The sequence below is a fragment of the Pseudomonas sp. GW821-FHT09E04 genome (genome assembly GCF_059416185.1).
On sequence record NZ_JBWKOR010000001.1, the window covers coordinates 1,237,495 to 1,260,480 of the forward strand.

Annotated in this window: 16 protein-coding genes; 5 read left to right on the top strand and 11 right to left on the bottom strand. The window is 61.0% G+C overall.

Features of this window, described 5'->3' with window-relative positions; translation table 11 throughout:
• Positions 1 to 228: 228 nt before the first annotated feature.
• Positions 229 to 2,076, top strand: a complete 1,848-nt coding sequence (locus tag AC07N4_RS05665) for a sigma-54-dependent Fis family transcriptional regulator (RefSeq protein ID WP_192558415.1) — start codon at positions 229 to 231, stop codon at positions 2,074 to 2,076.
• 244 nt (positions 2,077 to 2,320) lie between these two features.
• Positions 2,321 to 3,193: an undecaprenyl-diphosphate phosphatase gene (locus AC07N4_RS05670; protein WP_493065141.1), complete on the top strand. Its 873-nt coding sequence runs from the start codon at positions 2,321 to 2,323 to the stop codon at positions 3,191 to 3,193.
• A 66-nt stretch (positions 3,194 to 3,259) separates the two neighbouring features.
• Here the strand turns inward: AC07N4_RS05670 and AC07N4_RS05675 are convergent, their stop codons facing one another.
• From AC07N4_RS05675 to AC07N4_RS05685, 3 genes are all read right to left on the bottom strand, one after another.
• Positions 3,260 to 4,468, bottom strand: coding sequence for an MFS transporter (locus tag AC07N4_RS05675; protein WP_493065142.1), 1,209 nt, complete (start codon positions 4,466 to 4,468; stop codon positions 3,260 to 3,262).
• A gap of 312 nt (positions 4,469 to 4,780) precedes the next feature.
• Positions 4,781 to 6,163 (bottom strand): cysteine--tRNA ligase, encoded by a 1,383-nt coding sequence (cysS, locus tag AC07N4_RS05680; RefSeq protein WP_096822283.1) that lies wholly within the window; start codon positions 6,161 to 6,163, stop codon positions 4,781 to 4,783.
• Positions 6,164 to 6,183: 20 nt separating this feature from the next.
• Positions 6,184 to 7,884, bottom strand: a complete 1,701-nt coding sequence (locus AC07N4_RS05685) for a glutamine--tRNA ligase/YqeY domain fusion protein (protein ID WP_096822284.1) — start codon at positions 7,882 to 7,884, stop codon at positions 6,184 to 6,186.
• Between the two features lie 252 nt (positions 7,885 to 8,136).
• Between AC07N4_RS05685 and AC07N4_RS05690 the strand changes: the two genes are divergently transcribed.
• Positions 8,137 to 8,643, top strand: a complete 507-nt coding sequence (locus AC07N4_RS05690) for a peptidylprolyl isomerase (protein WP_096822285.1) — start codon at positions 8,137 to 8,139, stop codon at positions 8,641 to 8,643.
• Positions 8,640 to 9,395, top strand: coding sequence for a UDP-2,3-diacylglucosamine diphosphatase (gene lpxH / locus AC07N4_RS05695; protein WP_493065143.1), 756 nt, complete (start codon positions 8,640 to 8,642; stop codon positions 9,393 to 9,395). The genes AC07N4_RS05690 and lpxH overlap by 4 nt, the downstream gene beginning before the upstream one ends.
• A 120-nt stretch (positions 9,396 to 9,515) precedes the next feature.
• On the opposite strand, the gene AC07N4_RS05700 is transcribed toward lpxH, so the two are convergent.
• The 8 genes from AC07N4_RS05700 to AC07N4_RS05735 form a co-directional block, all read right to left on the bottom strand.
• Entirely contained in the window at positions 9,516 to 11,045 is a 1,530-nt protein-coding gene (locus AC07N4_RS05700) for a DHA2 family efflux MFS transporter permease subunit (protein WP_096822287.1), read from the bottom strand.
• 81 nt (positions 11,046 to 11,126) lie between these two features.
• Positions 11,127 to 12,329 carry an HlyD family secretion protein gene (locus AC07N4_RS05705; RefSeq protein ID WP_096822288.1) on the bottom strand — a complete coding sequence of 401 codons (1,203 nt, stop codon included), beginning with the start codon at positions 12,327 to 12,329 and terminating at the stop codon, positions 11,127 to 11,129.
• A gap of 15 nt (positions 12,330 to 12,344) precedes the next feature.
• A complete protein-coding gene (locus AC07N4_RS05710; protein ID WP_102621751.1) occupies positions 12,345 to 13,814 on the bottom strand; it encodes an efflux transporter outer membrane subunit in 1,470 nt (489 codons plus the stop codon).
• The gene (locus tag AC07N4_RS05715; RefSeq protein ID WP_096822290.1) at positions 13,804 to 14,286 is read right to left on the bottom strand and encodes a MarR family winged helix-turn-helix transcriptional regulator; all 483 of its coding nucleotides are present in this window, start codon (positions 14,284 to 14,286) and stop codon (positions 13,804 to 13,806) included. The genes AC07N4_RS05710 and AC07N4_RS05715 overlap by 11 nt, the downstream gene beginning before the upstream one ends.
• A 155-nt stretch (positions 14,287 to 14,441) precedes the next feature.
• A complete protein-coding gene (locus tag AC07N4_RS05720) occupies positions 14,442 to 15,764 on the bottom strand; it encodes a hypothetical protein (protein WP_493065144.1) in 1,323 nt (440 codons plus the stop codon).
• 118 nt (positions 15,765 to 15,882) lie between these two features.
• Positions 15,883 to 19,557 (bottom strand): translocation/assembly module TamB domain-containing protein, encoded by a 3,675-nt coding sequence (locus tag AC07N4_RS05725; RefSeq protein ID WP_493065145.1) that lies wholly within the window; start codon positions 19,555 to 19,557, stop codon positions 15,883 to 15,885.
• The gene (locus tag AC07N4_RS05730) at positions 19,554 to 21,281 is read right to left on the bottom strand and encodes an autotransporter assembly complex protein TamA (RefSeq protein WP_096822293.1); all 1,728 of its coding nucleotides are present in this window, start codon (positions 21,279 to 21,281) and stop codon (positions 19,554 to 19,556) included. The genes AC07N4_RS05725 and AC07N4_RS05730 overlap by 4 nt, the downstream gene beginning before the upstream one ends.
• A gap of 66 nt (positions 21,282 to 21,347) precedes the next feature.
• Positions 21,348 to 21,998: a GNAT family N-acetyltransferase gene (locus tag AC07N4_RS05735; protein WP_085732178.1), complete on the bottom strand. Its 651-nt coding sequence runs from the start codon at positions 21,996 to 21,998 to the stop codon at positions 21,348 to 21,350.
• A gap of 174 nt (positions 21,999 to 22,172) precedes the next feature.
• Between AC07N4_RS05735 and xthA the strand changes: the two genes are divergently transcribed.
• Positions 22,173 to 22,985, top strand: coding sequence for an exodeoxyribonuclease III (gene xthA / locus AC07N4_RS05740; protein WP_096822294.1), 813 nt, complete (start codon positions 22,173 to 22,175; stop codon positions 22,983 to 22,985).
• Position 22,986 lies beyond the last annotated feature (1 nt).

The window sequence follows — 22,986 nt, forward strand, 5'->3', positions numbered from 1 at the left end:
GAGTCAAGCGACGTGTGCAGTAGAGCGACATTCGTGCCAGAAATCCCAAGCCGTTGATTCGCCGCGAAAATCGCCGAAAACGCGGGTAAACCACCTTCATTGCTGAACACATTTGAACAGTTCAACGATTGACAATGAACAATAGTGAACAACACTCTATCGATGCTTTTCGGGCCCCGAGGGGCCTCATAACAATAATAAAAACGCTGCTTTCAGAGGCTGACTGTCATGGCCGCACCTGTCCCGCCGCTTTCCCACGAGGCCATCGTTCAGGACTCCTGGTCCCGTTGCCGCGCCTTCGGCCTCAAGCATCAAAGCGTCCCGGCGTTCGATCAGTTGCCCTCCGCCGGCATCGCCCGGTTGCTCGACAGTCACCATTCGCTGGTGCAGACCACCCACCAGGAAGTGCTGCCGTACTACGAGAACATCCTGAGCAATTCCAACTGCCTGATCATGCTGGCCGACAATCAGGGCCAGGTCCTGACGTCCTGGGGCACCCAACGCTTTATCGAGCCGAACCTGGCGCGGGGGTTTCAGGCCGGCGCGAGCTGGATGGAACGCTCAAGCGGCACCAATGCGATCGGCACGGCGCTGGCCTGCGAGCAGGCGGTGCACATCGAGCACGATGAGCATTTCCTCAAGGCCAACCGTTTCATGACCGGCTCCGCCGCACCGATTTTCAACGCCGAGCGCAAGGTCATCGCCGTGCTCGATGTGTCCAGCGACAGCTATCTGCCGCCCTCGCACACCCTCGGCATGGTCAAGATGATGAGCCAGACCGTGGAGAACCGGCTGATCCTCAACCTGTTCCATGGTCAGCACTTTCAACTGACCTTCAACACCGGGCTAAACAACCTCGACAGTCAATGGGCGGGTCTGCTGATTTTCGATGAGAGCGGCCAAGTGCTTTCGGCCAACCGCCGGGCCGACAATCTGTTGGGTGTGCGCTTGTCGCGGGTGAGTGTCGAAAGCCTGTTCAAAGTGTCGCTACTGGAATTGCTCAATCAGCCTGACGGCTTGCCGTTTTCCTTGCAGACGTCGGGCCGCAACCGATTCCAGTGCCTGTTGAAACGACCTAAACAGGCACCGATTCAGGCGCGGGTGTTCGCTGAAGCCAAAGCCACCGAACCGACAGTGGCCGCCCCCACGGCCATCAGCCTGAGCACCCTGCACTTCGGCGACAGCCGCGTGGAAAAAGCCGTGCGTCAGGCCGAACGCCTGCTGGAGAAAGATATTCCGCTGTTGATTCACGGTGAAACCGGGGTCGGCAAGGAAGTGTTCGTCAAAGCCCTGCATCAGGCCAGCTCTCGCAGCAAACAGGCATTCATCGCCGTGAACTGCGCAGCGATCCCCGCCGAACTGGTGGAGTCCGAACTGTTCGGCTACGAGAAAGGCGCCTTCACCGGTGCCAACCAGAAAGGCAGCATCGGCCTGATTCGCAAGGCCGACAAAGGCACGCTGTTCCTCGACGAAATCGGCGACATGCCGCTGCCAACCCAGGCCCGCCTGCTGCGGGTGCTGCAGGAGCGTTGCGTGCAACCGGTGGGCAGCAGTGAATTGTTCCCGGTGGATCTGCGAATCATCTCCGCCACCAACCGTTCATTGCGCGAACAGGTGCAACTGGGGCGGTTTCGCGAAGATTTGTACTACCGCATCGGCGGCCTCACCCTGGAGTTGCCGCCGCTGCGCGAGCGCAGTGACAAGCAGGCGCTGTTCAAGCGGCTGTGGGAACAGCATCGCGAACCGACGCAGTGGGCAGGACTGAGCCGCGAAGTATTGGAATTGTTCGACCGTCACCCGTGGCCGGGCAATCTGCGTCAGGTCAGCAGCGTGATGCAAGTCGCGCTGGCCATGGCCGAAGAGCAACCGGTAAGGCCTGAGCATCTGCCGGATGATTTCTTTGTCGATCTGGAGATGGAGCCGCTGGATACGCCAGAGCCCCTGGGGATCGATCTGAATGACAGTGAGGCGTTGAATCGGGAGTTGCAGGCGGCCGGCGGCAATATTTCCCATCTGGCGCGGCGGTTGGGGGTCAGTCGCAATACGCTCTACAAGCGCTTGCGCCAGGCTGAGTGATCGTGGGCCGAAGGCACGTCAAATCGTCGCTTCCACATTAAATTTTCGTCATCTGCGGTTTCGTCCACGACACGAATCCCCTGTGGGAGCGAGCCTGCCCGCAATGACGCCAGTGCGGCCATCAAAAACCATCCAGCCCACCCATTGACCACACCGACCAGACTGTGACGAAATGTTTCAGCTTATCGCTGCATACCTTTGATCCAGACACCTCCCTCCTCCTGCCCCTCACAGGACACGCTCTTTGACCAACATCTGCACCACCGGCCTTGATACCGGCTTTGCCTCTCTCGATTACCTGCAAATCGGCATCCTCGGCATCATTCAAGGCATCACCGAGTTATTGCCCGTTTCCTCCACCGCCCACATGCGCATCGTCCCGGCCTTGCTCGGCTGGCCGGATCCCGGCTCTGCCTTTTCCGCCGCCATGCAGATGGCCGCACTGGCGGCGGTCATCAGTTACTTCTGGCGAGACGTGAGTCAGGTTGTCAGCGGCAGTGTCGAGGCTGTGCGGCAGCGCGATTTCAACAATCAGTGGTTCATCCTGGCGGTGGCCATCGTACTGGCGACCATTCCCATCGGTATTGCAGGCCTGGCCTTGTCCTCGACGCTCAACGCCTGCAACTCGCCGTTGCGCGGTTTGATGGTGATCGGGATTTCCTGTGTGGTGATGGCGATTCTGCTGGCAATCGCCGAGCTCACGTGCCGCCACCGTCGCACCGTTGGTGAAATGCGTTTACGCGACGCGCTGATCGTTGGCATTGCGCAAATCGGAGCGCTGATTCCTGGGGTTTCGCGCTCCGGGTCGACGCTGACGGCGGCGCTGTTCCTCAATTTCAAACGTGAAGAAGCAGCACGCTTCTCCTTCCTGCTCGGGCTGCCGGCCATCGCGCTGGCGGGTTTGAAGGAGTTGTGGGTGTTGTTCCATGCGCAACTGCCGGCGCAAGCCTGGGCGCATCTGATTTTCGGTCTGGTGGTTGCCAGTATCTCGGCGTTCTTCGCGATCTGGGGCCTGATGCGCTTTCTGGAGAAGTTCTCCACCTGGCCTTTCGTGATTTACCGCGCGGTGCTCGGGATTTTCCTGATCGTCGCGGTCAGCACCGGGCTGTTGAGCTAAGGCCCGCCAAAAAAACAAAACCCGCCTGGTGCGGGTTTTGTTTTTTGTGCCTTCGTACAACACACGTTACCGGCAGGCCGGTTCAGCACTCGTGGCGGATACGGCACCCAATGTACGCAGCCCGACCAGCACCACTATCAGCATCGCCAGCCCCGCGAAAATGGCGACGCCGAAACCTGCCCGAGCGCCATAGGCATCAATGATCAGACCCGAGAGCAAGCCACCCAGAGCGACGCCGATGCTGATGCCAGTGGTCATCCATGTCAGCCCTTCGGTGATCCTCGACGGCGGGATGATGATCGTCCCCAGCTTCATGACCACGACCATCGTTGGCGCAAACGATATGCCGGCGATAAACAGCATCGCCGAGAGGACATAAACGTCAGGTGAGAACAGCGGCAATACGCCTGTGATGGCCGTGACCAATATCCCGATAAAGAACTGCTTTTCTATCGGCAGGGAAACCCTCAAGGCACCGAACGTCAGGCCCGCCACCAGTGAACCGAACGCATAGGCGGCGAGGATGAAGGTCGCAGAGGCAGGCCAGCCTTGCGCATTGGCGAAGGCAACAACGGCGACATCGATCGAGCCTCCGATTGCGCCCATCGCCAACAGCGCCAGTACGATGGTGGGAACGCCGGGAATCAGCAGGGTTGAACCGGTATGCCGAGTATGGCCCACAACAACCTTGGGTTCGGTCTGACGCTGCAGGAGAAACGCCGTCACCCCGACGGCCAGCAGCCCGACCGCGACAAGCGGCCCGGCTTCGGCAAAGAAGCTCACGCTCAAACCGATCGCCAAGGGTGGGCCGACGATGTAAGCGAGTTCGGTCAGTACCGTATCCAGAGAGAACGCCGTGTGCAGCTGCGGCTTGCCCCGGAACAGTTGCGTCCAGCGTGCCCTGATCATCGACGGCATGCTCGGCATGGTGCCCGCCAATGCAGCCAGGATAAAAAACAATGCCGCCGGCGCCCTCATATGGACGGCGAAGATCAGCGCCAGCAACATGCCGATGCTGAACGTCGTCACGACAGGCAGCACACGGCTTTGGCCACGCTGATCGACGAGTTTCGAGATGTACGGGCCGATCAGTGCATTGGCGAGGGTAAACGTACCGGCGACTGCACCGGCCAGCCAGTAGACACCGGTTTGCTGCACCAGCATGGTAATGATGCCAATGCCGATCATCGCCTGCGGCAATCGCGCAATAGAACTCGCGAGGATCAGCCCGGTGGCGCCGGGTGTAGATACAAGTTCGCGATAGTGATTAGCCATGATTCCTCCCTTCCGGATTCGCCGCTGATGAGCGTCCTGCCGCGTGCGCTATCAAGACCTATGCGAATACCAAAAGCAATCACAGGCTTTCATTTTGACAACCAAGGCGAGCATTGTTAGATCGTTCCCACGTCGAGGCGTCGAACCGTCTGCGTGGGAATGCCTCAATGGACGCTCCGCGTCCGCTTCGGCATGGGACGCGGAGCGTCCCGGGTTGCATTCCCACGCGGAGCGTGGGAACGATCAATCTCCCAAACAGCAGAAAAACAAAAACCCGCACAAGGCGGGTTTTGTTTGTAGCAATCACAACAATCAGTCAGCCAGACGCCAGGTCGTGCCGCCCTTGCCGTCTTCCAGCACCACGCCCATGGCGGTGAGCTGGTCGCGGATGCGGTCGGATTCGGCCCAGTCTTTACCGGCACGTGCCGCCAGACGCGCAGCGATCAGCGCGTCGACTTCAGCCGCATCCACGCGCCCTTCGGCGCCGGCTTGCAGGAAGTCATCGGCTTCGAGCTGCAACACACCCAGCACGCTGGCCAGTTCTTTCAGGCGCGCCGCCAGACCGGCCGCCGCATCGAGATCGCTCTCGCGCAGACGGTTGATCTCACGCACCATCTCGAACAGCACCGCGCAGGCTTCCGGCGTGCCGAAGTCGTCGTTCATCACCGTGGTGAAACGCTCGACGAACGCTTCGCCGCCAGCCGGAGCAACGTTCGGCAGGCCTTTCAACGCGTGGTAGAAACGCTCCAGTGCGCCCTTGGCGTCCTTGAGGTTGTCTTCCGAGTAGTTGATCGCGCTGCGGTAATGGCTCGACACCAGCAGGTAACGCACGACTTCCGGGTGGTACTTGTCGAGCACGTCGCGAATGGTGAAGAAGTTGTTCAAGGACTTGGACATCTTCTCGCCATTGATACGGATCATGCCGCAATGCATCCACGCGTTGGCGTAGGTCTTGCCGGTGGCCGCTTCGCTCTGGGCGATTTCGTTTTCGTGGTGCGGGAACTCGAGATCGCTGCCGCCGCCATGAATGTCGAAGGTCTCACCCAGGCAGCAGGTGGACATCACCGAGCACTCGATGTGCCAGCCCGGACGCCCGGCGCCCCACGGCGATTCCCAGCTTGGCTCGCCCGGCTTGACGCCTTTCCACAGCACGAAGTCCAGCGGATCTTCCTTCGCTTCGTCGACCTCGATCCGCGCACCGATGCGCAGGTCTTCGATCTTCTTGCGCGAGAGCTTGCCGTAGCCCATGAACTTGCCGACGCGGTAGTACACGTCGCCATTGCCCGGGGCGTAGGCGTAACCCTTGTCGATCAGGGTCTGGATCATCGCGTGCATGCCAGGGATGTGATCCGTGGCGCGCGGCTCCATGTCCGGCTTCTTGATGTTCAGGCGCGCTTCGTCTTCGTGCATCGCCGCGATCATGCGCTCGGTCAACGCTTCGAACGACTCGCCGTTCTCGTTGGCCCGGTTGATGATCTTGTCGTCGATGTCGGTGATGTTGCGCACGTAGGTCAGGTCATAACCGCTGAACCGCAACCAGCGGGTCACCAGGTCGAACGCGACCATGCTGCGGCCATGGCCCAGGTGGCAGTAGTCGTACACGGTCATCCCGCAGACGTACATGCGCACCTTGTTGCCATCCAGCGGCTTGAAGACTTCTTTGCTCTTGGTGAGCGTGTTGTAGATCGAAAGCACGATGGTTCCTTAAGACTTGATCACTGGCCCCACGAATCACGCAGGGTCACGGTACGGTTGAATACCGGCTGACCTGGTTTCGAGTCCTTGATATCCGCGACGAAGTAGCCTTCGCGCTCGAACTGGAAACGGTCTTCCGGCTGTGCGTTGCCCAGCGAAGGCTCGGCACGACAACCGGTCAGCACTTGCAGTGAGTCAGGGTTGATGTTGTCCAGGAAACTCGCGCTGTCCTCGGCCTTCTCCGGGTTCGGAGAACGGAACAGGCGATCGTACAGACGCACTTCGCACTCGATGCTGGCAGCGGCCGGCACCCAGTGGATCACGCCCTTGACCTTGCGGCCTTCAGGGTTCTTGCCCAGGGTGTCCGGATCGTACGAGCAACGCAGTTCGACGATGTTGCCGTCGGCGTCCTTGATTGCTTCGTCGGCACGGATCACGTAGCTGCCGCGCAGACGCACTTCGCCGTTCGGCTCCAGACGCTTGTAGCCCTTTGGCGGCTCTTCCATGAAGTCATCGCGGTCGATGTAGATTTCACGGGCGAACGGCAGCTTGCGCACGCCGAGTTCTTCTTTCTGCGGATGACGCGGCAGTTCGAGGTTGTCGACCTGGTCTTCCGGGTAGTTGGTGATCACGACTTTCAACGGACGCAGCACGCACATGGCGCGCGGGGCGTTCGCGTCCAGATCCTGACGGATGCTGAATTCGAGCATGCCGAAATCGACCACACCGTCGGAACGGTTGGTGCCGATCATGTCGCAGAAGCTGCGGATCGACGCCGGGGTGTAGCCACGGCGGCGGAAACCCGACAGCGTGGACATGCGCGGATCGTCCCAGCCGTTGACGTGCTTTTCATCGACCAGTTGCTTGAGCTTGCGCTTGCTGGTGATGGTGTAGTTGAGGTTCAGACGGCTGAATTCGTACTGACGCGGGTGCGCAGGTACCGGCAGTGCGTCGAGGAACCACTCGTACAGCGGACGATGGCTCTCGAACTCCAGGGTGCAGATCGAGTGGGTGATGCCTTCGATGGCGTCCGACTGACCGTGGGTGAAGTCGTAGTTCGGGTAGATGCACCACTTGTCACCGGTCTGATGGTGATGGGCGTGGCGGATGCGGTACATGATCGGGTCGCGCAGGTTCATGTTCGGCGAGGCCATGTCGATCTTGGCGCGCAGTACGCGGGCACCGTCCGGGAACTCACCGGCGCGCATGCGGGCGAACCAGTCCAGGTTCTCTTCGACCGAACGATCGCGGAACGGGCTGTTCTTGCCCGGCTCGGTCAGGCTGCCGCGGTATTCCTTGGCCTGTTCAGGCGTCAGGTCGTCGACGTAGGCCTTGCCGGCCTTGATCAGTTCAACGGCCCAGTCGTGCAACTGGTCGAAATATTGCGAGGCGTAGCGCACTTCGCCGGACCATTCGAAGCCCAGCCATTTGACGTCGCTTTCGATCGCGTCGATGTATTCCTGGTCTTCCTTGGCCGGGTTGGTGTCGTCGAAACGCAGGTGCGTGACGCCGCCGAACTCCTGGGCCAGGCCGAAGTTCACGCAGATCGACTTGGCGTGGCCGATGTGCAGGTAGCCGTTGGGCTCAGGCGGGAAACGGGTGACGATCTGCGTGTGCTTGCCCGAGTCCAGGTCTGCCTGGATGATCGGCCGCAGGAAGTTGACCGGCACGGCAGGGCCGGACTTGGCATTCGAGGTAGGGTCGACAGTGGGCTTGCTCATTAGGATCCTTGACTTACATGTGCGCGGCCGCAAAGAGGGGCCAGACAAAACAAAGCCGCTATCATAGCCGATGCTGTCAAGGGGCTGACAGAGCAGGCCTTAGAAAGGAGCGCATTTAATCGCAGGGATTTGAAAAACAGCCTCGAAATTCGCGCCTGTCACGCTAAACTGCGCACCTTGGCCGAAGCAGGCTGAACCGGTTGCGGGGCCTGAGGCTCCAAAACCACGAATTCCTTATAAAGAGTACTGACCATGACTCAAGTCAAACTGACCACCAACCACGGTGACATCGTCATCGAACTGAACGCTGAAAAGGCCCCGATCACCGTGGCCAACTTCATCGAGTACGTCAAAGCCGGTCACTACGAAAACACCGTTTTCCACCGTGTCATCGGTAACTTCATGATCCAGGGCGGCGGTTTCGAGCCAGGCATGAAGGAAAAGAAAGACAAGCGTCCAAGCATCCAGAACGAAGCCGACAACGGTCTTTCCAACGACAAGTACACCATCGCCATGGCCCGCACCATGGAGCCGCATTCGGCTTCCGCGCAGTTCTTCATCAACGTGGCCGACAACAGCTTCCTGAACCACAGCGGCAAGAACGTTCAAGGCTGGGGCTACGCGGTATTCGGTAAAGTGACCGCCGGTACTGATGTTGTCGACAGCATCAAGAAAGTCTCGACCGGCTCCAAGGCTGGCCACCAGGACGTACCAAGCGACGACGTGATCATCGAGAAAGCCGAGATCATCGAAGCGTGATATTGCTGATTTCAGACTTGCATCTGGAAGAGGAGCGCCCGGACATTACCCGGGCGTTTCTGGATTTGCTCGCCGGACGCGCCCGCTCGGCGAGTGCGTTGTACATTCTGGGCGACTTTTTCGAGGCGTGGATTGGCGACGATGCCATGACCCCCTTCCAGCGTTCCATCTGCCAGGCCCTGCGCGAACTCAGCGACAGCGGCACGGCCATTTTTCTGATGCACGGCAATCGCGACTTCATGCTCGGCAAGGCCTTCTGCAAACAGGCCGGCTGTACGCTGTTGAAGGATCCAAGTGTCGTGCAGTTTTACGGCGAGCCGGTGCTGCTGATGCACGGCGACAGCCTGTGCACCCGCGACGAAGCCTATATGAAGCTGCGCCGCTACCTGCGCAATCCGCTGAGCCTGTTCATCCTGCGCAACCTGCCCTTGCGCACCCGCCACAAACTGGCGCGCAAGCTGCGCAGTGAAAGCCGGGCGCAAACGCGGATGAAGACCAACGACATCGTCGATGTCACGCCGGAGGAAATTCCGCGGATCATGCAGGAATACGGGGTGAAAACCCTGATTCACGGGCATACCCACCGACCGGCCATCCACAAGTTGCAGATCGGTGATCAGGCGGCGAAGCGGATTGTGCTGGGGGATTGGGATCGACAGGGCTGGGCGTTGCAGGTGGATGAGAATGGGTTTGCGTTGGCGCCTTTCGACTTCGCGCCGCCGCCTTCACTGCCCGCACCTGCCACCGTTTGATGATCGTTCCCACGCTCTGCGTGGGAATGCCTCAATGGACGCTCCGCGTCCGCTTCGGCATGGGATGCGGAGCGTCCCGGGCTGCATTCCCACGCAGAGCGTGGGAACGATCTCGCCGACTCAGTGACCGCTGGCCGCCGGGCCTGCCTTGGCAGCAAACGGCGGCTTCGCCAGCCAAACAATCAAGATCAACCCCATAAACCCCCACCCCAGCAGCGTGAAGTAATCCACGGTGGAGAGCATGTACGCCTGACTCGTCAGCACATGATCAAGCTGCGCATACGCCGGATTCCCCGCCCCGCCCAGATTGTTCAGCGCTTCCCGAGTCGCCGGCTCATAGGTGCTGATGCTTTCACTCATGTAGGCATGATGTTGATCCGCCCGGCGAATCCAGATCCAAGTGGTCAGCGACGCTGCAAAGCTACCGCCCAGTGTCCGCAGGAACGTCGCCAGACCGGCGCCGTCAGCAATCTGGCTTGGCGGCAGGTCCGACATCAGGATGCTCAAGGTCGGCATGAAGAACAGCGCCACGCCAATGCCCATGAACAGTTGCACCAGTGCGATGTGCTGGAAGTCCACCTCGTTGGTGAACTCTGCGCGCATGAAGCAGCTCAGGCCGATCGCCAGGAACGCCAGCCCGGCCAACAGTCGCAGATCGAACTTGTGCGCGTACTTGCCGACAAACGGTGACAACACCACCGGCAAAATGCCGATCGGCGCCACCGCCAGCCCGGCCCAGGTCGCGGTGTAGCCCATCTGGGTCTGCAACCATTGCGGCAGGATCAGGTTGATACCGAAGAACCCGGCGTAACCCAACACCAGCACCAGCGTGCCGATGCGGAAGTTGCGGTGGGCGAACAGGCGCAGATTGACCACCGGATGCTGGTCGGTCATCTCCCAGATCACGAACACCGCCAGCGCAATCACGGAAATGGCCGCGCCGATGATGATGAAGTTCGATTCGAACCAGTCCAGGTCGTTACCCTTGTCGAGGATCACCTGCAGGGCACCGACGCCGATGATCAGCGTGATTAGCCCGACGTAGTCCATCGGTTGACGGCTGGTGACCACCGGGCGTTTCGCCAGTTGCGAACGCACCACCATCACCGCGAACACGCCAATCGGCACGTTGATGAAGAAGATCCACGGCCAGCTGTAACTGTCGGTGATCCAGCCACCGAGAATCGGGCCGGCAATCGGCGCCACTACCGTGACCATCGCCAGTAACGCCAGGGCCATGCCGCGCCTGGCGGGCGGATAGACCGCGATCAGCAGCGTCTGGGTCATCGGGTACAACGGCCCTGCCACCAGCCCTTGCAGGACACGGAAGCCGATCAGTTCAGGCATCGAGGTGGAAATACCGCAGAGGAACGAGGCCAGCACAAACAGCATGGTGGCCCAGAGAAACAGCTTCACCTCGCCGAAACGCCGGCTCAACCAGCCGGTGAGCGGCAGCGCGATGGCGTTGCTCACGGCAAACGAGGTAATGACCCAGGTGCCCTGCTCCGAACTCACGCCGAGGTTGCCGGAAATGGTCGGCAGCGCCACGTTGGCGATGGTGGTGTCGAGCACTTGCATGAAGGTCGCCAGCGACAGGCCGATGGTGCTGAGCAACAGGCTGGGCGGCGAAAAAGAGGCGTTATTGCTCATCGCGAATCCTTTGGAGCTGAATTTTTTGGAGCGAGGGCAGGCGCCGCGCCCGTCAGGGAGCGCGGCGAAAGGATTGGCGAATCAGCGTTGCGCGGTCTTGCTGACCGCAGCGCTGTTGTCGTGGATCAGTTGCGCGATCATCGCGTCGGCTTCACCCAGTTGGCGGTCGTAGACGCTGGTGCTGAACGAGGCCTGTTGCGGCGGTTGCTGGGCCAGTACCGGGCCGCTCTGGTCATGCAGGTTGACCTCGACATTGGTCGACAGACCGACGCGCAGCGGGTGCTTGGCCAGTTCTTCGGCATTGACGTGAATCCGCACCGGTACTCGTTGCACGATCTTGATCCAGTTACCGGTGGCGTTCTGCGCCGGCAACAGTGCGAACGCGCTGCCGGTGCCCGCACCGAGGCTGTCCACGGTGCCGCTGAATTTCACGTCGCTGCCGTAGATGTCGGATTCGATGTCCACCGGCTGACCGATGCGCATGTCACGCAGCTGGGTTTCCTTGAAGTTGGCGTCGATCCACAGCTGATCCAGCGGAATCACTGCCATCAGCGCGGTGCCCGGCTGCACGCGCTGGCCGAGTTGCACGGTGCGTTTGGCAACGTAACCGGTAACCGGCGCGATCAGCGTGCTGCGAGCGTTGGTCAGGTAAGCCTGACGCAGATCGGCAGCGGCCGACATCACGTCCGGGTGCGACGAGACCACGGTGTCATCGACCAGTGCGCTGGTGGTTTTCAGTTGCTGCTGGGCGTTGGCCAGGGCGTTTTGCGCCGAGGTCAGGTCGTCGCGAGCGTGGGACAGTTCTTCCTGGGAAATCGCGCCGCCGGCGGCGAGGTTTTTCCGGCGATTGAAGTTGTCCTGGGCTTTCTGCACGTTAGCCTGTTGCGCGTTGACCTGGGCTTTCATGCCGTCAACGTTGCTGTACAGGCCGCGAACCTGACGCACGGTGCGCGCCAGTTTGGCCTGGGCACTTTGCAGACCGACTTCGGCGTCGTTCGGGTCGAAGTTGATCAGCACCTGACCTTCGTGAACCAGATCGCCGTCGTCAGCACCAATGCTGACCACGGTGCCGGTCACCAAAGGGGTGATTTCAACGACGTTGCCGTTGACGTAGGCGTCATCGGTGCTTTCGTTCCAGCGCCCGACGAATTCGTGATACGCCCAGACGCCGGCACCGGCGAGGGCAACCACAACGGCCAACACCACCAGCATCACTTTGCGTTTGCGCGGATTGCCGGTGTCGGGGGTGTTGTCTTGAGCTTGAGTGTTTTCGGCAGTGGCCATGACAAATACCTTGAATTAGTTGTGCGTGGTGGCTGGGCTGGCGTTGGCGGTGGTCAGGGTTTGCCCCTGAAAGCCGCCACCCAGCGCTTGCATCAGTTGAATCGACAGGTCGATCTGCTCGGCATTCAGGTTGGCCAGCTGACGCTGGGCCTGCAGCAATTGCTGCTCGATGCTGAGCACGTCCAGGTAGTTGCCGATGCCGGAACCGTAACGCTGGACCACGGTGTTGTAAGAATCCTGGGCAATGTCGGTCGCGTGCTGCTGGGCGCCGATCTGCCGGCCGATGTCACGCAACTGGTTGATCGTGTCGCTGACATCGCCCAAGGCTTTCACCAGGCTTTTGTTGTACTGCGCCACGGCCAGGTCGTAGTCGGCGTCGCGTGCATCGAGGTTGGCGCGCAAGCGTCCACCGTCGAAGATCGGCAGCGAAATGGTCGGAGCGATGTTGAAGAAGCGGCTGGCGGACCCGAACATCGCGTCACCCAATAACGATTCGGCACCGGCGGACGCCGTAAGGTTCAGGTTGGGATAGAAGCGGGTCTTGGCCGAGTCGATGTCCTTGCTCGCGGCCTCGACACGCCAGCGCGCGGCGACCAGATCCGGGCGACGACCCAGCAGTTCCGCCGGCAGAACAGACGGCAGCGCTACGGCACTGGCTTGCAGGACTTTCGGTCGGGCGATTTCGTTGCCGCGATCCGGGCCTTTGCCGAGCAACACGGCCAGAGCGATTTTGGCACTGTTCAGGCGCTTTTCGGCGTCGATCAGGCTGGCTTCGGAGCTGGCTTCCAGGCTTTGGGTCTGCTGGAACTGGTACTGGCTGTCGATCCCGGAGCTCAAACGGCGCTGGCTCAGATCGAGCATCTGCTTGGTGCGCTTGAGATCTTCGGTCGCCAGGTCATAAACGATGTGCGCCTGACCCAGATCGCTGTAGGCCCGGGCCACGTCGGCGGCGAGGGTCAGTTGCGCGGCCTGACGGTCGACTTCAGCCGCGCGAGCCTGGCCGAGTGCGGCTTCCCAGGCGTCACGCTGACCGCCCCAGAGGTCGAAGTTGTAATTGAAGCCGGCGCTGATATTGCGCGTAGTGGCGTAGGCGTCGCCCTGCCCTCGCGGGTCCTGATCCTTGGCCAGGCGCGAGCGCGTAATGCCGGCGCTGGCGTCGAGGGTCGGGTAGCGCTCGGCATCGGCGGCATACGCGGCGGCGCTGGCCTGATGGGCGCGGGCGTCGGCGATCTGCATGTCCGGGCTGTCGTGCAGGGCTTCGCGAATCAGACCGTCAAGCTGCGGATCGCCGAGGCTGGTCCACCAGTCGCTCTTCGGCCACGCGGCCTGGGACAGAGTGACGCCATTGAGCGATTGCCCGGTCTTCAGGGTTTTCGCATCGAGGCTGGCGCCTTGGGTATCGAGGCCACTGTAGTTGGCGCAACCGGCGAGGATCATCGCCGACAGCACCAGTGTCAGGCTGCTGCGCAAGGTTTTACCGCTCATTGTGTTCACCTAACCGCTGGATGGTGATCGGGTCACCGGCCGCCAGCAAAATTTTCTTGAGGATGTATTCCAGGGTTTTCAACTCGTCCGGGGTCACGGCGCCGGCCAGTTCGTTCATGGCGTCGGCACCGATGTGCGGCAGGCGATCGGCCAGTTGCTGGCCTTGTTCGGTGAGTTTCAGTTGCACCTGACGGCGATCGCCTTCGCTGCGTTGGCGAATCAGGAAACCTTTCTGTTCCAGGCGGTCGAGCATGCGGGTCATCGAACCGCTGTCCAGCGACAGGTGCCGGCACAGCTCGGCCGGGGTATCGACGCCGAACTGGGCCATGATGATCAACACCTTGAACTGCGCGGCAGTGATGCCGTGGGGTTCCATGTGGGTGTCGATGATCTTGTCCTTGAGCAAGGCCGCACGGCCGAGCAACAGGCCGAGATGGCAATGCTTGAATTCGTCTGGGGTGAAATGCTTCATGTGCTCACCTAATAACTGCCTAGGCAGTGAATGTATGTCGAGATGTTACTGCCTAGGCAGCGAATGTCAACGTAATAGTTAGGTTGCTTTGTAATTGGCGGATAAATGGCTGGGCGAGCGTGGCTGAACTAGGGCGCATTGCACGCCGATTACGCTCAAGATTTGTCAGTGGGATGATTCATCGATGGCGGCTGAACGGGATGAACTTCGCGCCCACGCAACGCGGTCGCCACATACCCGCAGGCGCGCCTGGCTCCCGCGTAAATGCCGTGCCAGCCCGGCGGCGCCGGCTCGATGGCGGCATGCAATGCCAGCGCATAATCGAGCACCAGCCCGGGCGTCCAGGCCATCGCCTCGGCGCGCTTGCGCACCTGGGCCGCGACCCAGAATTCCGGGCTGATGATGACCCGGGCAAAATCCAGCATGCTCGAATGGCCCCGGTTCATCGCGCCTTCCAGCGCCGCTTCCAGGCTATGCGCGACGGCACTCGAACAATTGCGGCTGGTGAGGTTGTAGGTGGTGTCCTGCCGATAATCCGTCCAGAACGCATGAAGCCGTGCCGCGTCGAAATGCACGAAACTGACCTGAGCCGAGGACGGACACCAGTCGGCAACCTCGCTCGCATAGTCCTGCAGAAACCTGCCTGGGACATCGTTGTTCGGCGTGGCCCGCAGCAACCGCACGAAATCCCCCGCCGAGCGATCGATGTCGTCCAGCGGGTAATGGCTGATGTAGAGGTCCGGCCCACATTCCAGTGCCGCGTGGCCGGCGGAGATGACGCCGTTGATGTCGACTGCGGCGATATAACGGTTGAGCAGCCGGTTGCGCACCAGTGTGTCGTCAACGGTGCCGCTGGGTGTCCAGACATGGATGACCAACGCGTCACCGTAGGCCGGATTGCACACCGGGGACGGCGTCACCGGCGTATGCCCGTTCTTGAACCGCAATGCCTGCTGCAACAAGGCACAACCCGAGAGAAAGATGCTCATGCCAATGCAGAACGGCACTGTCCCCTTGTAAAGCGTCGGGTACGGTTCGAGGAGGAACAACGCGAAGCCAATCTCGAACAGCGCCACCAGCAGTGACACCTGCCAACCGACAAAGCGCACCACCACCGCAGCCGCCAGACGAAAACCGCCGTCGAGCAGAAAAGCCACACCGAACAGCACCGCGAGAATCACCCCGGCGACATGTTGCCGGTCGACGATCAGCAGCCCCAGCAGCAGAAAAGCCAGGCCCCGCGCCCTGCGCAAAACCGCCGCGGTGCCAGCTTGCGGGGCCGGCACCAGCAGAATGATCAGGGCTTCGAGCAACAACAGATAGCCGAACACATGCAGCGGGAAATACAGAACGCCGTCCAGCGCATCGATGAAAATGGCCACGCCGGCCGCGCCCCAGACAACGCCGGTCAGCGCCAGTGCTGACCAGCGCCGGCGGACAAAGTCGTTACCGAGCAAGACCATACTCAAACGGACCATAGGCGCCCCCGGGGCGTTTCGGGCAGCCGCACTTTGCAGCCATCAAGCTGAGGTCAGTCTAATACATCAAAAAAGAGCCGGATCGTGGTGACACGATCCGGCTCTGTAGGAATGCGGTCTAGAAGTCCCGCTTGTAGAAGATATCCAGCGAACTGGCCACGCCGCTGGCGGCTTCCAGGTAGACCTTTTTGCTCAGCTTGTAGCGCAAGGCGATGGTGTTGGCCGGTTCGAACACGCCGACGCCGTAACGCAAACTGAGCTTCTCAGAAATATTGCCGCTGGCCACCACGCTGGTGGTGTTGCCGCTGCCCTGGGTGTCGAGCTGGAAATCCTGAATCCCCAGGTCCTTGGCCAGACCGCTGGTGACCCCGGAACTGCCCATCAGGCCCAGACCGAGCGCCGCTTGCGCGAGCATGTTGTTGTCCTCGCCGGTGGTACTCAGCGGACGCCCCAGCACCAGATAGGACAACGCCTGCTCCTGGCTCATCGCCGGCTCGGAGAAGATCTGCGTGGTCGGCTGCTCGGCGCTGCCGCTCAGGCGAATACCGGCGATCACATCGTCGGTCTGGCGGATCGCTTCGATGTCCAGATACGGCTGATCGATCGGCCCGGCAAACAGCAGACGCGCGCGGCGCACTGTCAGGCGCTGGCCGTAGGCGCGGTATTTACCGTCGTTGAGCCACAGCTCGCCACGGGTGTCCAGGTTGTCGCCGATGTGCACATGACCTTGCAGGTTGGCGGTCAGGCCGAATCCGGCGAAGCTCAGCTTGTCCTCACCGACCACCACATCGATGTCCATCTTCATAGCCATCGGCGGTTTGCCCTCTTCGGTCTGCGCACCGACGATGATCGTGTCATCGGAGACTTTCACCGTCGATGGCGGCAATTCGCGCACGGTGATTTCGCCTCTGGGCACCAGCACCTTGCCGGCAATCGCCAGCTCATCGCCAGCCATGGAAATCTTCAAGTCCGGCGCCACTTCAAGCTTGGCGTAGGGTTCGACGGTGACCGGCAATTGCGTGCCCTTGAGCGCCAGATCCACCACCAGCGCCTGACCCCAGGCGACGTTGCCGCTGAGGCTGCCCTGCCCGGCCTTGCCGCTTTTCCAGCCGCCGTTCAATTGCACGGTTTCCCCGGCGATCACCGCTTGCAGTTGCAGTGCCTGCAACTCCAGTGGCAGTTCCGGGCCGGACACTTCGCCGTCACTGAGCTGCACAGTGCCGTTGACCAGCGGCGCAAGCAATCCACCGGAAATCGTGCCGCTGCCGTTCAGGCGTCCGGTGAGTTTCTCGACCATCGGCACAAACGGCCGCGCCACCGACAGGTCCAGCCCGCTGAGGCGGAACGAGCCATTCAGCGGTTTGTTCTTCGGCAGCGGATTGAGCTGCGCCTGCACCATCAGTTCACCGAGCTTGCCACCGACGAAGTTGAGGTCGGTGTCGATGCGTTTCGGCGTGAGTTTGCTGGTGAGCTTGAGGGTCTGGTACGGGAAGTCCAGCCACTGATCCTTTTCCTTCATGCGCAAGGTGCCGCCGCTGGCGTCGACGCTGATCTGGCCGTTCGGGCCGCTGGCCGGCAGGTCCAGTTGCAGGTCGGCATTGAGCTTGCCCTGCCAGGCGAAATCCTTGGGCAGCCACTGCGCCAGGCTTTCGATCGGGAATTGCTTGAGGTGGTAACGCAGCTTCGGCTCCGGCATCAACCGCTGGTCTTCGCCGCACAGGCTGGCATTGCCGGACATCCAGCAATGGGCGCCGAAGTTGATCTTGCCGTCGGCCAGACGTTCGAGTTTGGCCGGGTTTTGCAGCTTCCAGTCCTGACCGCCGGCCTGAATGTCGCCGCTGGCCAGACGCCCGCGCCAGTTGCCTTTGTCCAGATTGCCGTCCAGGCCCAGCGCAAGTTTCAGCTTCGGCCCGAGCAGGTCGAGAGTGAGCTTCTGATTTTTGATATCGCCCTGAGCGCTGGCGGTCAGGGTGCCCAGCGACGTGTCGCCGGCCTGAATGCCGCTGCCCTTGAGGTCGATTTTCGCCCGTTGCGCGCTGTCGAGGGTGGCGTCGAGGTTGAGGCTTTGCAGGCGATTGTCCTGGAACACCAGTTGCGAGCCTTGCAGATCGAGCTTGCCTTGCGGTGCTTTCAGGGTGCCGGCGACATCGACCCGACCGTTGACCTGCCCGCGCAGCTGCGGCCAGAGCTGGGCCAGACGCGGCAGCTTGATGTCGATCTGCCCCGTGAGCTTCTGTTGCAGGCTGCCCTTGCCATTGATGCTGTTGTCGCCGAGGCGGATTTGCAGGGCATTCAGATTCCACTGCTCGCCCGCGCCGTCAGCCTTGGCTTGCAGCACCGCCGGTTGCCCACGCAGTTTGCCTTTGAGGTCGAGGTCAGCGTTGAGGCTCAGGCGCTCGTTCTTCATTTCGCCCGTGCTTTTCAGTGGCCCGGCCAGGGTGCCCGGCAGCTCCGCCATCCAGTACGCCGGGTTGAGCGCGGACAACTCCAGCGCAGTGTCCCAGGCAATGCCGTCGGCGAACTGCACGTTCACGTGCCCTTCGGCCTTGCCCTGCCCCGCTTCGAGTTTGAATTGCGGCAGGAAGATCTGTTTGAGATTGCCGCTGAACGGGCTGCTCAGGCTGAACGCCCCGGCCGGGCCATCCAGCGCGGCGGCGAAATTGCCAAGGTATTGGCCGTCGGTGTAGGAGACTTCGCCGGTGAACGTGCGCAAGGCGACTTGCGGCTCGTCGATCTCGGAATAGAGCCGATGCCACGGGAAATCCTGCCAATTGATGTTGGCCTGGGCGCTGAGGCCTTTGCTCCAATCGACATTGCCAGTGAGCTTGAGGCTTTGTTTGTCATTGGCCGTCAGGTCGAGGCCGGCGATTTGCGCACCCTTGGCGTCAACCTTGCCTTTGAGCAACAGCGCTACCGGGCCTTTATCGGCCGGCAACGTCGCATTGCCGAGGAGTTGGTAACCATTTTTCAGGTCGCCTTCGCCGGTCAATACCAGTTGATTGAGTTGCAGAGTGTCCGGCAGGTCGGCGCTCGGTTTGAACGCTTCCGAAGTGATGCGCACCTTGGCCGGCAGGTTTTCCGCCAGCGGTTGCAGCTCGCCAGTCAACTGGCCGTCGAGGTAGCCACGGCTGTCGGCGTGCAGGTTCAGGGTCTTGAGCAGATCGCCGTCGACTTTGAGTGCCAGCGTCCATGGGCCGGTGCCCGGAGACGGCAGGGTCAGATCGCCGGCGATGTTCAGCGGCCAGTTGCCGGTCGGTTGCAGCAGGCCGGACAGATTCAGGCTCAGGTCGTCGCGTTGCAGTTTCACGCTGTCGATCTGCATGCCCTTGGCAGTCCAGTGCGCCGCGAGTTGCAGGCCTTTGAGCTGTTCGCTGCCATTGAACAACAGGCTGCCGACCTGAACGTCGCCCAACTCGATGGCCACGGGCAATTGCAGATCCGGCAACTTGATCGGGCCGCTGTCGGTGGTTTCTTCGCCGGGCGGGAATTGCAGGCTGACCTGATCGGCCTTGAGCTGTTCGATGCACAGCGTCATGCGCGTCAGGCACAGTGGCGACCATTCGAAGATCGGCTTGCTCAGCTCGACGCGGCTGCCGTCCTGCTGCCACAACAGATGATCGGCGCTCCACTGCCCGCCAAGACGCCCCTGGAAATTATCGACACTCAATCCCGGAACCAGCCCCAGCACCCAACGGCTGCCAGCCTGGGTGCCGAGCACAACGGTAATGCTCAATACAATCAGCAGCACCAGCGACAACAACGCCAGCGCCGAAATTTTCAAACCACGCTTCACAGCTCAGGCCCCATGGAAAAGTGCAGCCGGATGCCGCCATCGTCGTCCAGCGCGTGAGCCAGGTCGAGGCGGATCGGCCCCACCGGCGAAACCCAGCGCACACCTATACCGACCCCGGTCTTGAGGTTCGGCAGTTCGAGTTTGTTGAAGGAGTTGCCCTGGTCGACGAAGGTCGCGATCCGCCATTTTTCAGCGATCGAGTATTGATATTCGACGCTGCCGGCAATCATGTAGCGCCCGCCGATGCGGTCGCCCTCGGCGTTTTCCGGGGACAGGCTCTGATAGTCGTAACCGCGCACGCTCTGATCGCCACCGGCGAAGAAGCGCAGCGACGGCGGCACCGATTTGTAACCGTTGGTGGCGCTGCCGCCGACCTGCACCCGCCCGAGGAAGCGGTGATTGTCGAACACCGTGGTCAGGCCTTTGATCAATGCGGTGCCATATAAAAGGTTGGTGTCCGAAGCCAGACCTTCCTTGGCCACCTTGGATTCAAACGTCAGGCGATAACCATTGTGCGGGTCGATGCGGTTGTCGCTCTTGAGGTAGGAATAACTGACGCCGGGCATCAACAGGTTGCTGAGACCGGAGTCGTCGCCCAGTTGATATTCCTCACGCTGCCATTTCAGCGAAATCACCCGCTGCCAGCCGCTGGGCAACTTGCTGTGCCATTCCGGGCCGAAGGTCAGCAGTTTGCTGAGGGTGTCGGAGCCGTCGATGTTTTCGTACTGATAACCACCGGCCCAGCGCAACTTGTCGGTCAACGGTGGGTCCAGCGGAATGTCGTAGAACAGACCGACGTTCTGCCGTGGCGCCGAGAGTTCGGCTTCCCAGCCATAACTGTCGCCTTGCGGGTTGACCCAATGGCGAGTCCAGTTAGCCTTGATTCGCGGGCCGACGTCGGTGGAATAACCGAGACCCAGGCCCATAGTGCGCGGCTTGCGGGTTTCGAGTTTGACGTCCACCGGGATCACGTCGTTTTTCGCGGCGGTCGGTGCGGCGTCGACCCGCACGCCTTCGAAATAACCGCTCGATTGCAGGTCTCGATTGAGTTCGGCGATCAGCTCCGAGTCATACGGTTCGCCGGCCTTGAACGGCACCATGCGTTGCAGCAAGTCTTCGTCGAACGGCGTGTCGCCCGCGAAGCTGACTTTGCCCAGCGCATAACGCGGGCCGCTTTCATAGATCAATTCAACATCGGCGACCCCGGCGCGGGGATCGACCATCAATTTCTGGCTGGTGAAGCGGCCACTGAAGAAGCCATAGCGCGACGCTTGATTCTGGATCAAGCGCTTGGCGTCTTCGTAACGACCATGGTTGAGCACGGCGCCGGGCTTGAGCACGTCGCTTTTCGGTACACGAAAGGCTTTGAGGGCGGCAGCGGGTCCGTCGACCCGCACGGTGACATTGCGCAGGCGAATCGGCTCGCCGGGATCGATGTTCAGCACCAGGCGCGGTTTTTCGCCGCCCTTCACGTCACTCTCGATGTGCGGCTGGTAGTAGCCCAAAGCCTGGGCGGCCTTGCGCGCCTGCTCTTCGGCGCCGCGACTGAAGCGCTGCAAGGCTTCTTCGTCACGATCGCCGAGGCTGCCGATATAGCCTTCTATATTGGCTTTGAGTTCATCGTTGGACGGTTTGATCCGCACATCCAATTCACTTTGCGCCAGCGCCGCACAGCTGGTTAACAGCATGAGCACGCCACTGGTAAATCTTCCTGGAAACTTCATAGGCGCGGATGCTATCACGGGCTTGGGAGCGTGATAGAACAGGAAATTTCCCAAAAAGTTCGATGGTTATCCCGTTGCAGTTTGTAACACCTGCGGGTTGGCGTGGAAAAACACGTGCTCGCGCACCGGTCCGACGGCGACTTCGCCGATTTCCTCATAGCCCTGACGCTTGTAAAACTCCAGGTAGCGCGGGTTGCCGGTATCGAGGATCACCCCTTGGGAGCTTTCGTCCACCGCGCACCAGTTGTGCACCGCTTGCAGCAGTTGTTCGCCGAAGTGTTTGCCCTGAAATTGTGGATGCACACCCAGCAGCGGCAGCATGTGTACCGAATCGGTCGGCACGCAGGCTTCAACGGCGGCGTGATATTCCAGATAACGCCGGGTGCAGCGGAAACCGGTGCTCAACACCATGCGCAGACGCCAGGCCCAACTCTCGGTGACGCCCAGACGACGTTGCGGCGGTGCGATCAGGGCGATGCCGATCAAGCGATCATTGACCAACAGGCCGATGGCCGGCAGATCCTGCAGGAAATGCTGTTTGACCAGTTCCCGCACCGTGGCACGCACCCGTTGTTCGTAGCCCGGACGTTCGGCCTCGAACAGATAAGCGAAGGTCGGCTCATGACGGTAAGCCTGATACAGCAAGGATCGCGCTTCACGGGAATAGCCGCGGTCGAGCATGTGGATGTCGGCGATGGCGGTCGAGGTTTCAGGCATGACGGTGATTCTCCCTGGACGGGACTCAACAGGCCCCGTTCTTGTTATACGAGCCTTGGGCTGAAGGGATCGTTCCCACACCCGAAAGACATTAGCAGCGCATATGGACTACCGCCACGCTGGCCCAGATCCTACATGTCAGCTAGCATCGCCCTTTTGCCAGGACTGCCGACCATGAAGATCGTTTCCTTCAACATCAACGGACTGCGGGCCCGCCCGCATCAGCTGGCGGCGCTGATCGAAAAGCATCAGCCTGACGTCATCGGCCTGCAGGAAACCAAGGTCCACGACGACCAGTTCCCGCTGGAAGAAGTGCGGGCCCTGGGTTATCACGTGTATTTCCACGGACAGAAAGGCCATTACGGCGTTGCGCTGCTCTCGCGCCAGGAGCCGATTGCCGTGCACAAAGGCTTCGCCACCGATGAAGAAGACGCTCAGCGGCGCTTTATCTGGGGCACTTTCGCCGACGCCAACGGCGTGCCGGTGACGATCATGAACGGCTATTTCCCACAGGGCGAAAGCCGCGACCATCCGACCAAATTCCCCGCCAAGCAACGCTTCTACAGCGATCTGCAAGCACTGCTGGAAAGCCAGTTCAACAATGAACAGCCGCTGGTGGTGATGGGCGACGTGAACATTTCCCCGGAAGACTGCGACATCGGCATCGGCCCGGACAACATGAAGCGCTGGCTGAAAACCGGCAAATGCAGCTTCCTGCCGGAAGAGCGCGAGTGGATGGCCCGCCTGAAAAACTGGGGCCTGACCGACAGCTTCCGTCACCTGAACCCAGATGTTACTGACACCTTCAGCTGGTTCGACTATCGCAGCCGTGGTTTTGAAGACGAGCCGAAGCGTGGTCTGCGCATCGACGTGATTCTGGCGTCCCATGGCTTGCTGCCACGGGTGAAAGCGGCCGGCGTGGACTATGAACTGCGCGGGATGGAAAAACCTTCGGACCATGCGCCGATCTGGCTTGAATTGAGCTGAC

Coding starts and splice junctions, on each gene's coding strand:
- AC07N4_RS05665 (WP_192558415.1), top strand. CDS start 229: ATGGCCGCACCTGTCCCGCCGCTTTCCCACGAGGCCATCGTTCAGGAC.
- AC07N4_RS05675 (WP_493065142.1), bottom strand. CDS start 4,468: ATGGCTAATCACTATCGCGAACTTGTATCTACACCCGGCGCCACCGGG.
- AC07N4_RS05685 (WP_096822284.1), bottom strand. CDS start 7,884: ATGAGCAAGCCCACTGTCGACCCTACCTCGAATGCCAAGTCCGGCCCT.
- AC07N4_RS05690 (WP_096822285.1), top strand. CDS start 8,137: ATGACTCAAGTCAAACTGACCACCAACCACGGTGACATCGTCATCGAA.
- AC07N4_RS05700 (WP_096822287.1), bottom strand. CDS start 11,045: ATGAGCAATAACGCCTCTTTTTCGCCGCCCAGCCTGTTGCTCAGCACC.
- AC07N4_RS05705 (WP_096822288.1), bottom strand. CDS start 12,329: ATGGCCACTGCCGAAAACACTCAAGCTCAAGACAACACCCCCGACACC.
- AC07N4_RS05710 (WP_102621751.1), bottom strand. CDS start 13,814: ATGAGCGGTAAAACCTTGCGCAGCAGCCTGACACTGGTGCTGTCGGCG.
- AC07N4_RS05715 (WP_096822290.1), bottom strand. CDS start 14,286: ATGAAGCATTTCACCCCAGACGAATTCAAGCATTGCCATCTCGGCCTG.
- AC07N4_RS05720 (WP_493065144.1), bottom strand. CDS start 15,764: ATGGTCCGTTTGAGTATGGTCTTGCTCGGTAACGACTTTGTCCGCCGG.
- AC07N4_RS05730 (WP_096822293.1), bottom strand. CDS start 21,281: ATGAAGTTTCCAGGAAGATTTACCAGTGGCGTGCTCATGCTGTTAACC.
- AC07N4_RS05735 (WP_085732178.1), bottom strand. CDS start 21,998: ATGCCTGAAACCTCGACCGCCATCGCCGACATCCACATGCTCGACCGC.
- xthA (WP_096822294.1), top strand. CDS start 22,173: ATGAAGATCGTTTCCTTCAACATCAACGGACTGCGGGCCCGCCCGCAT.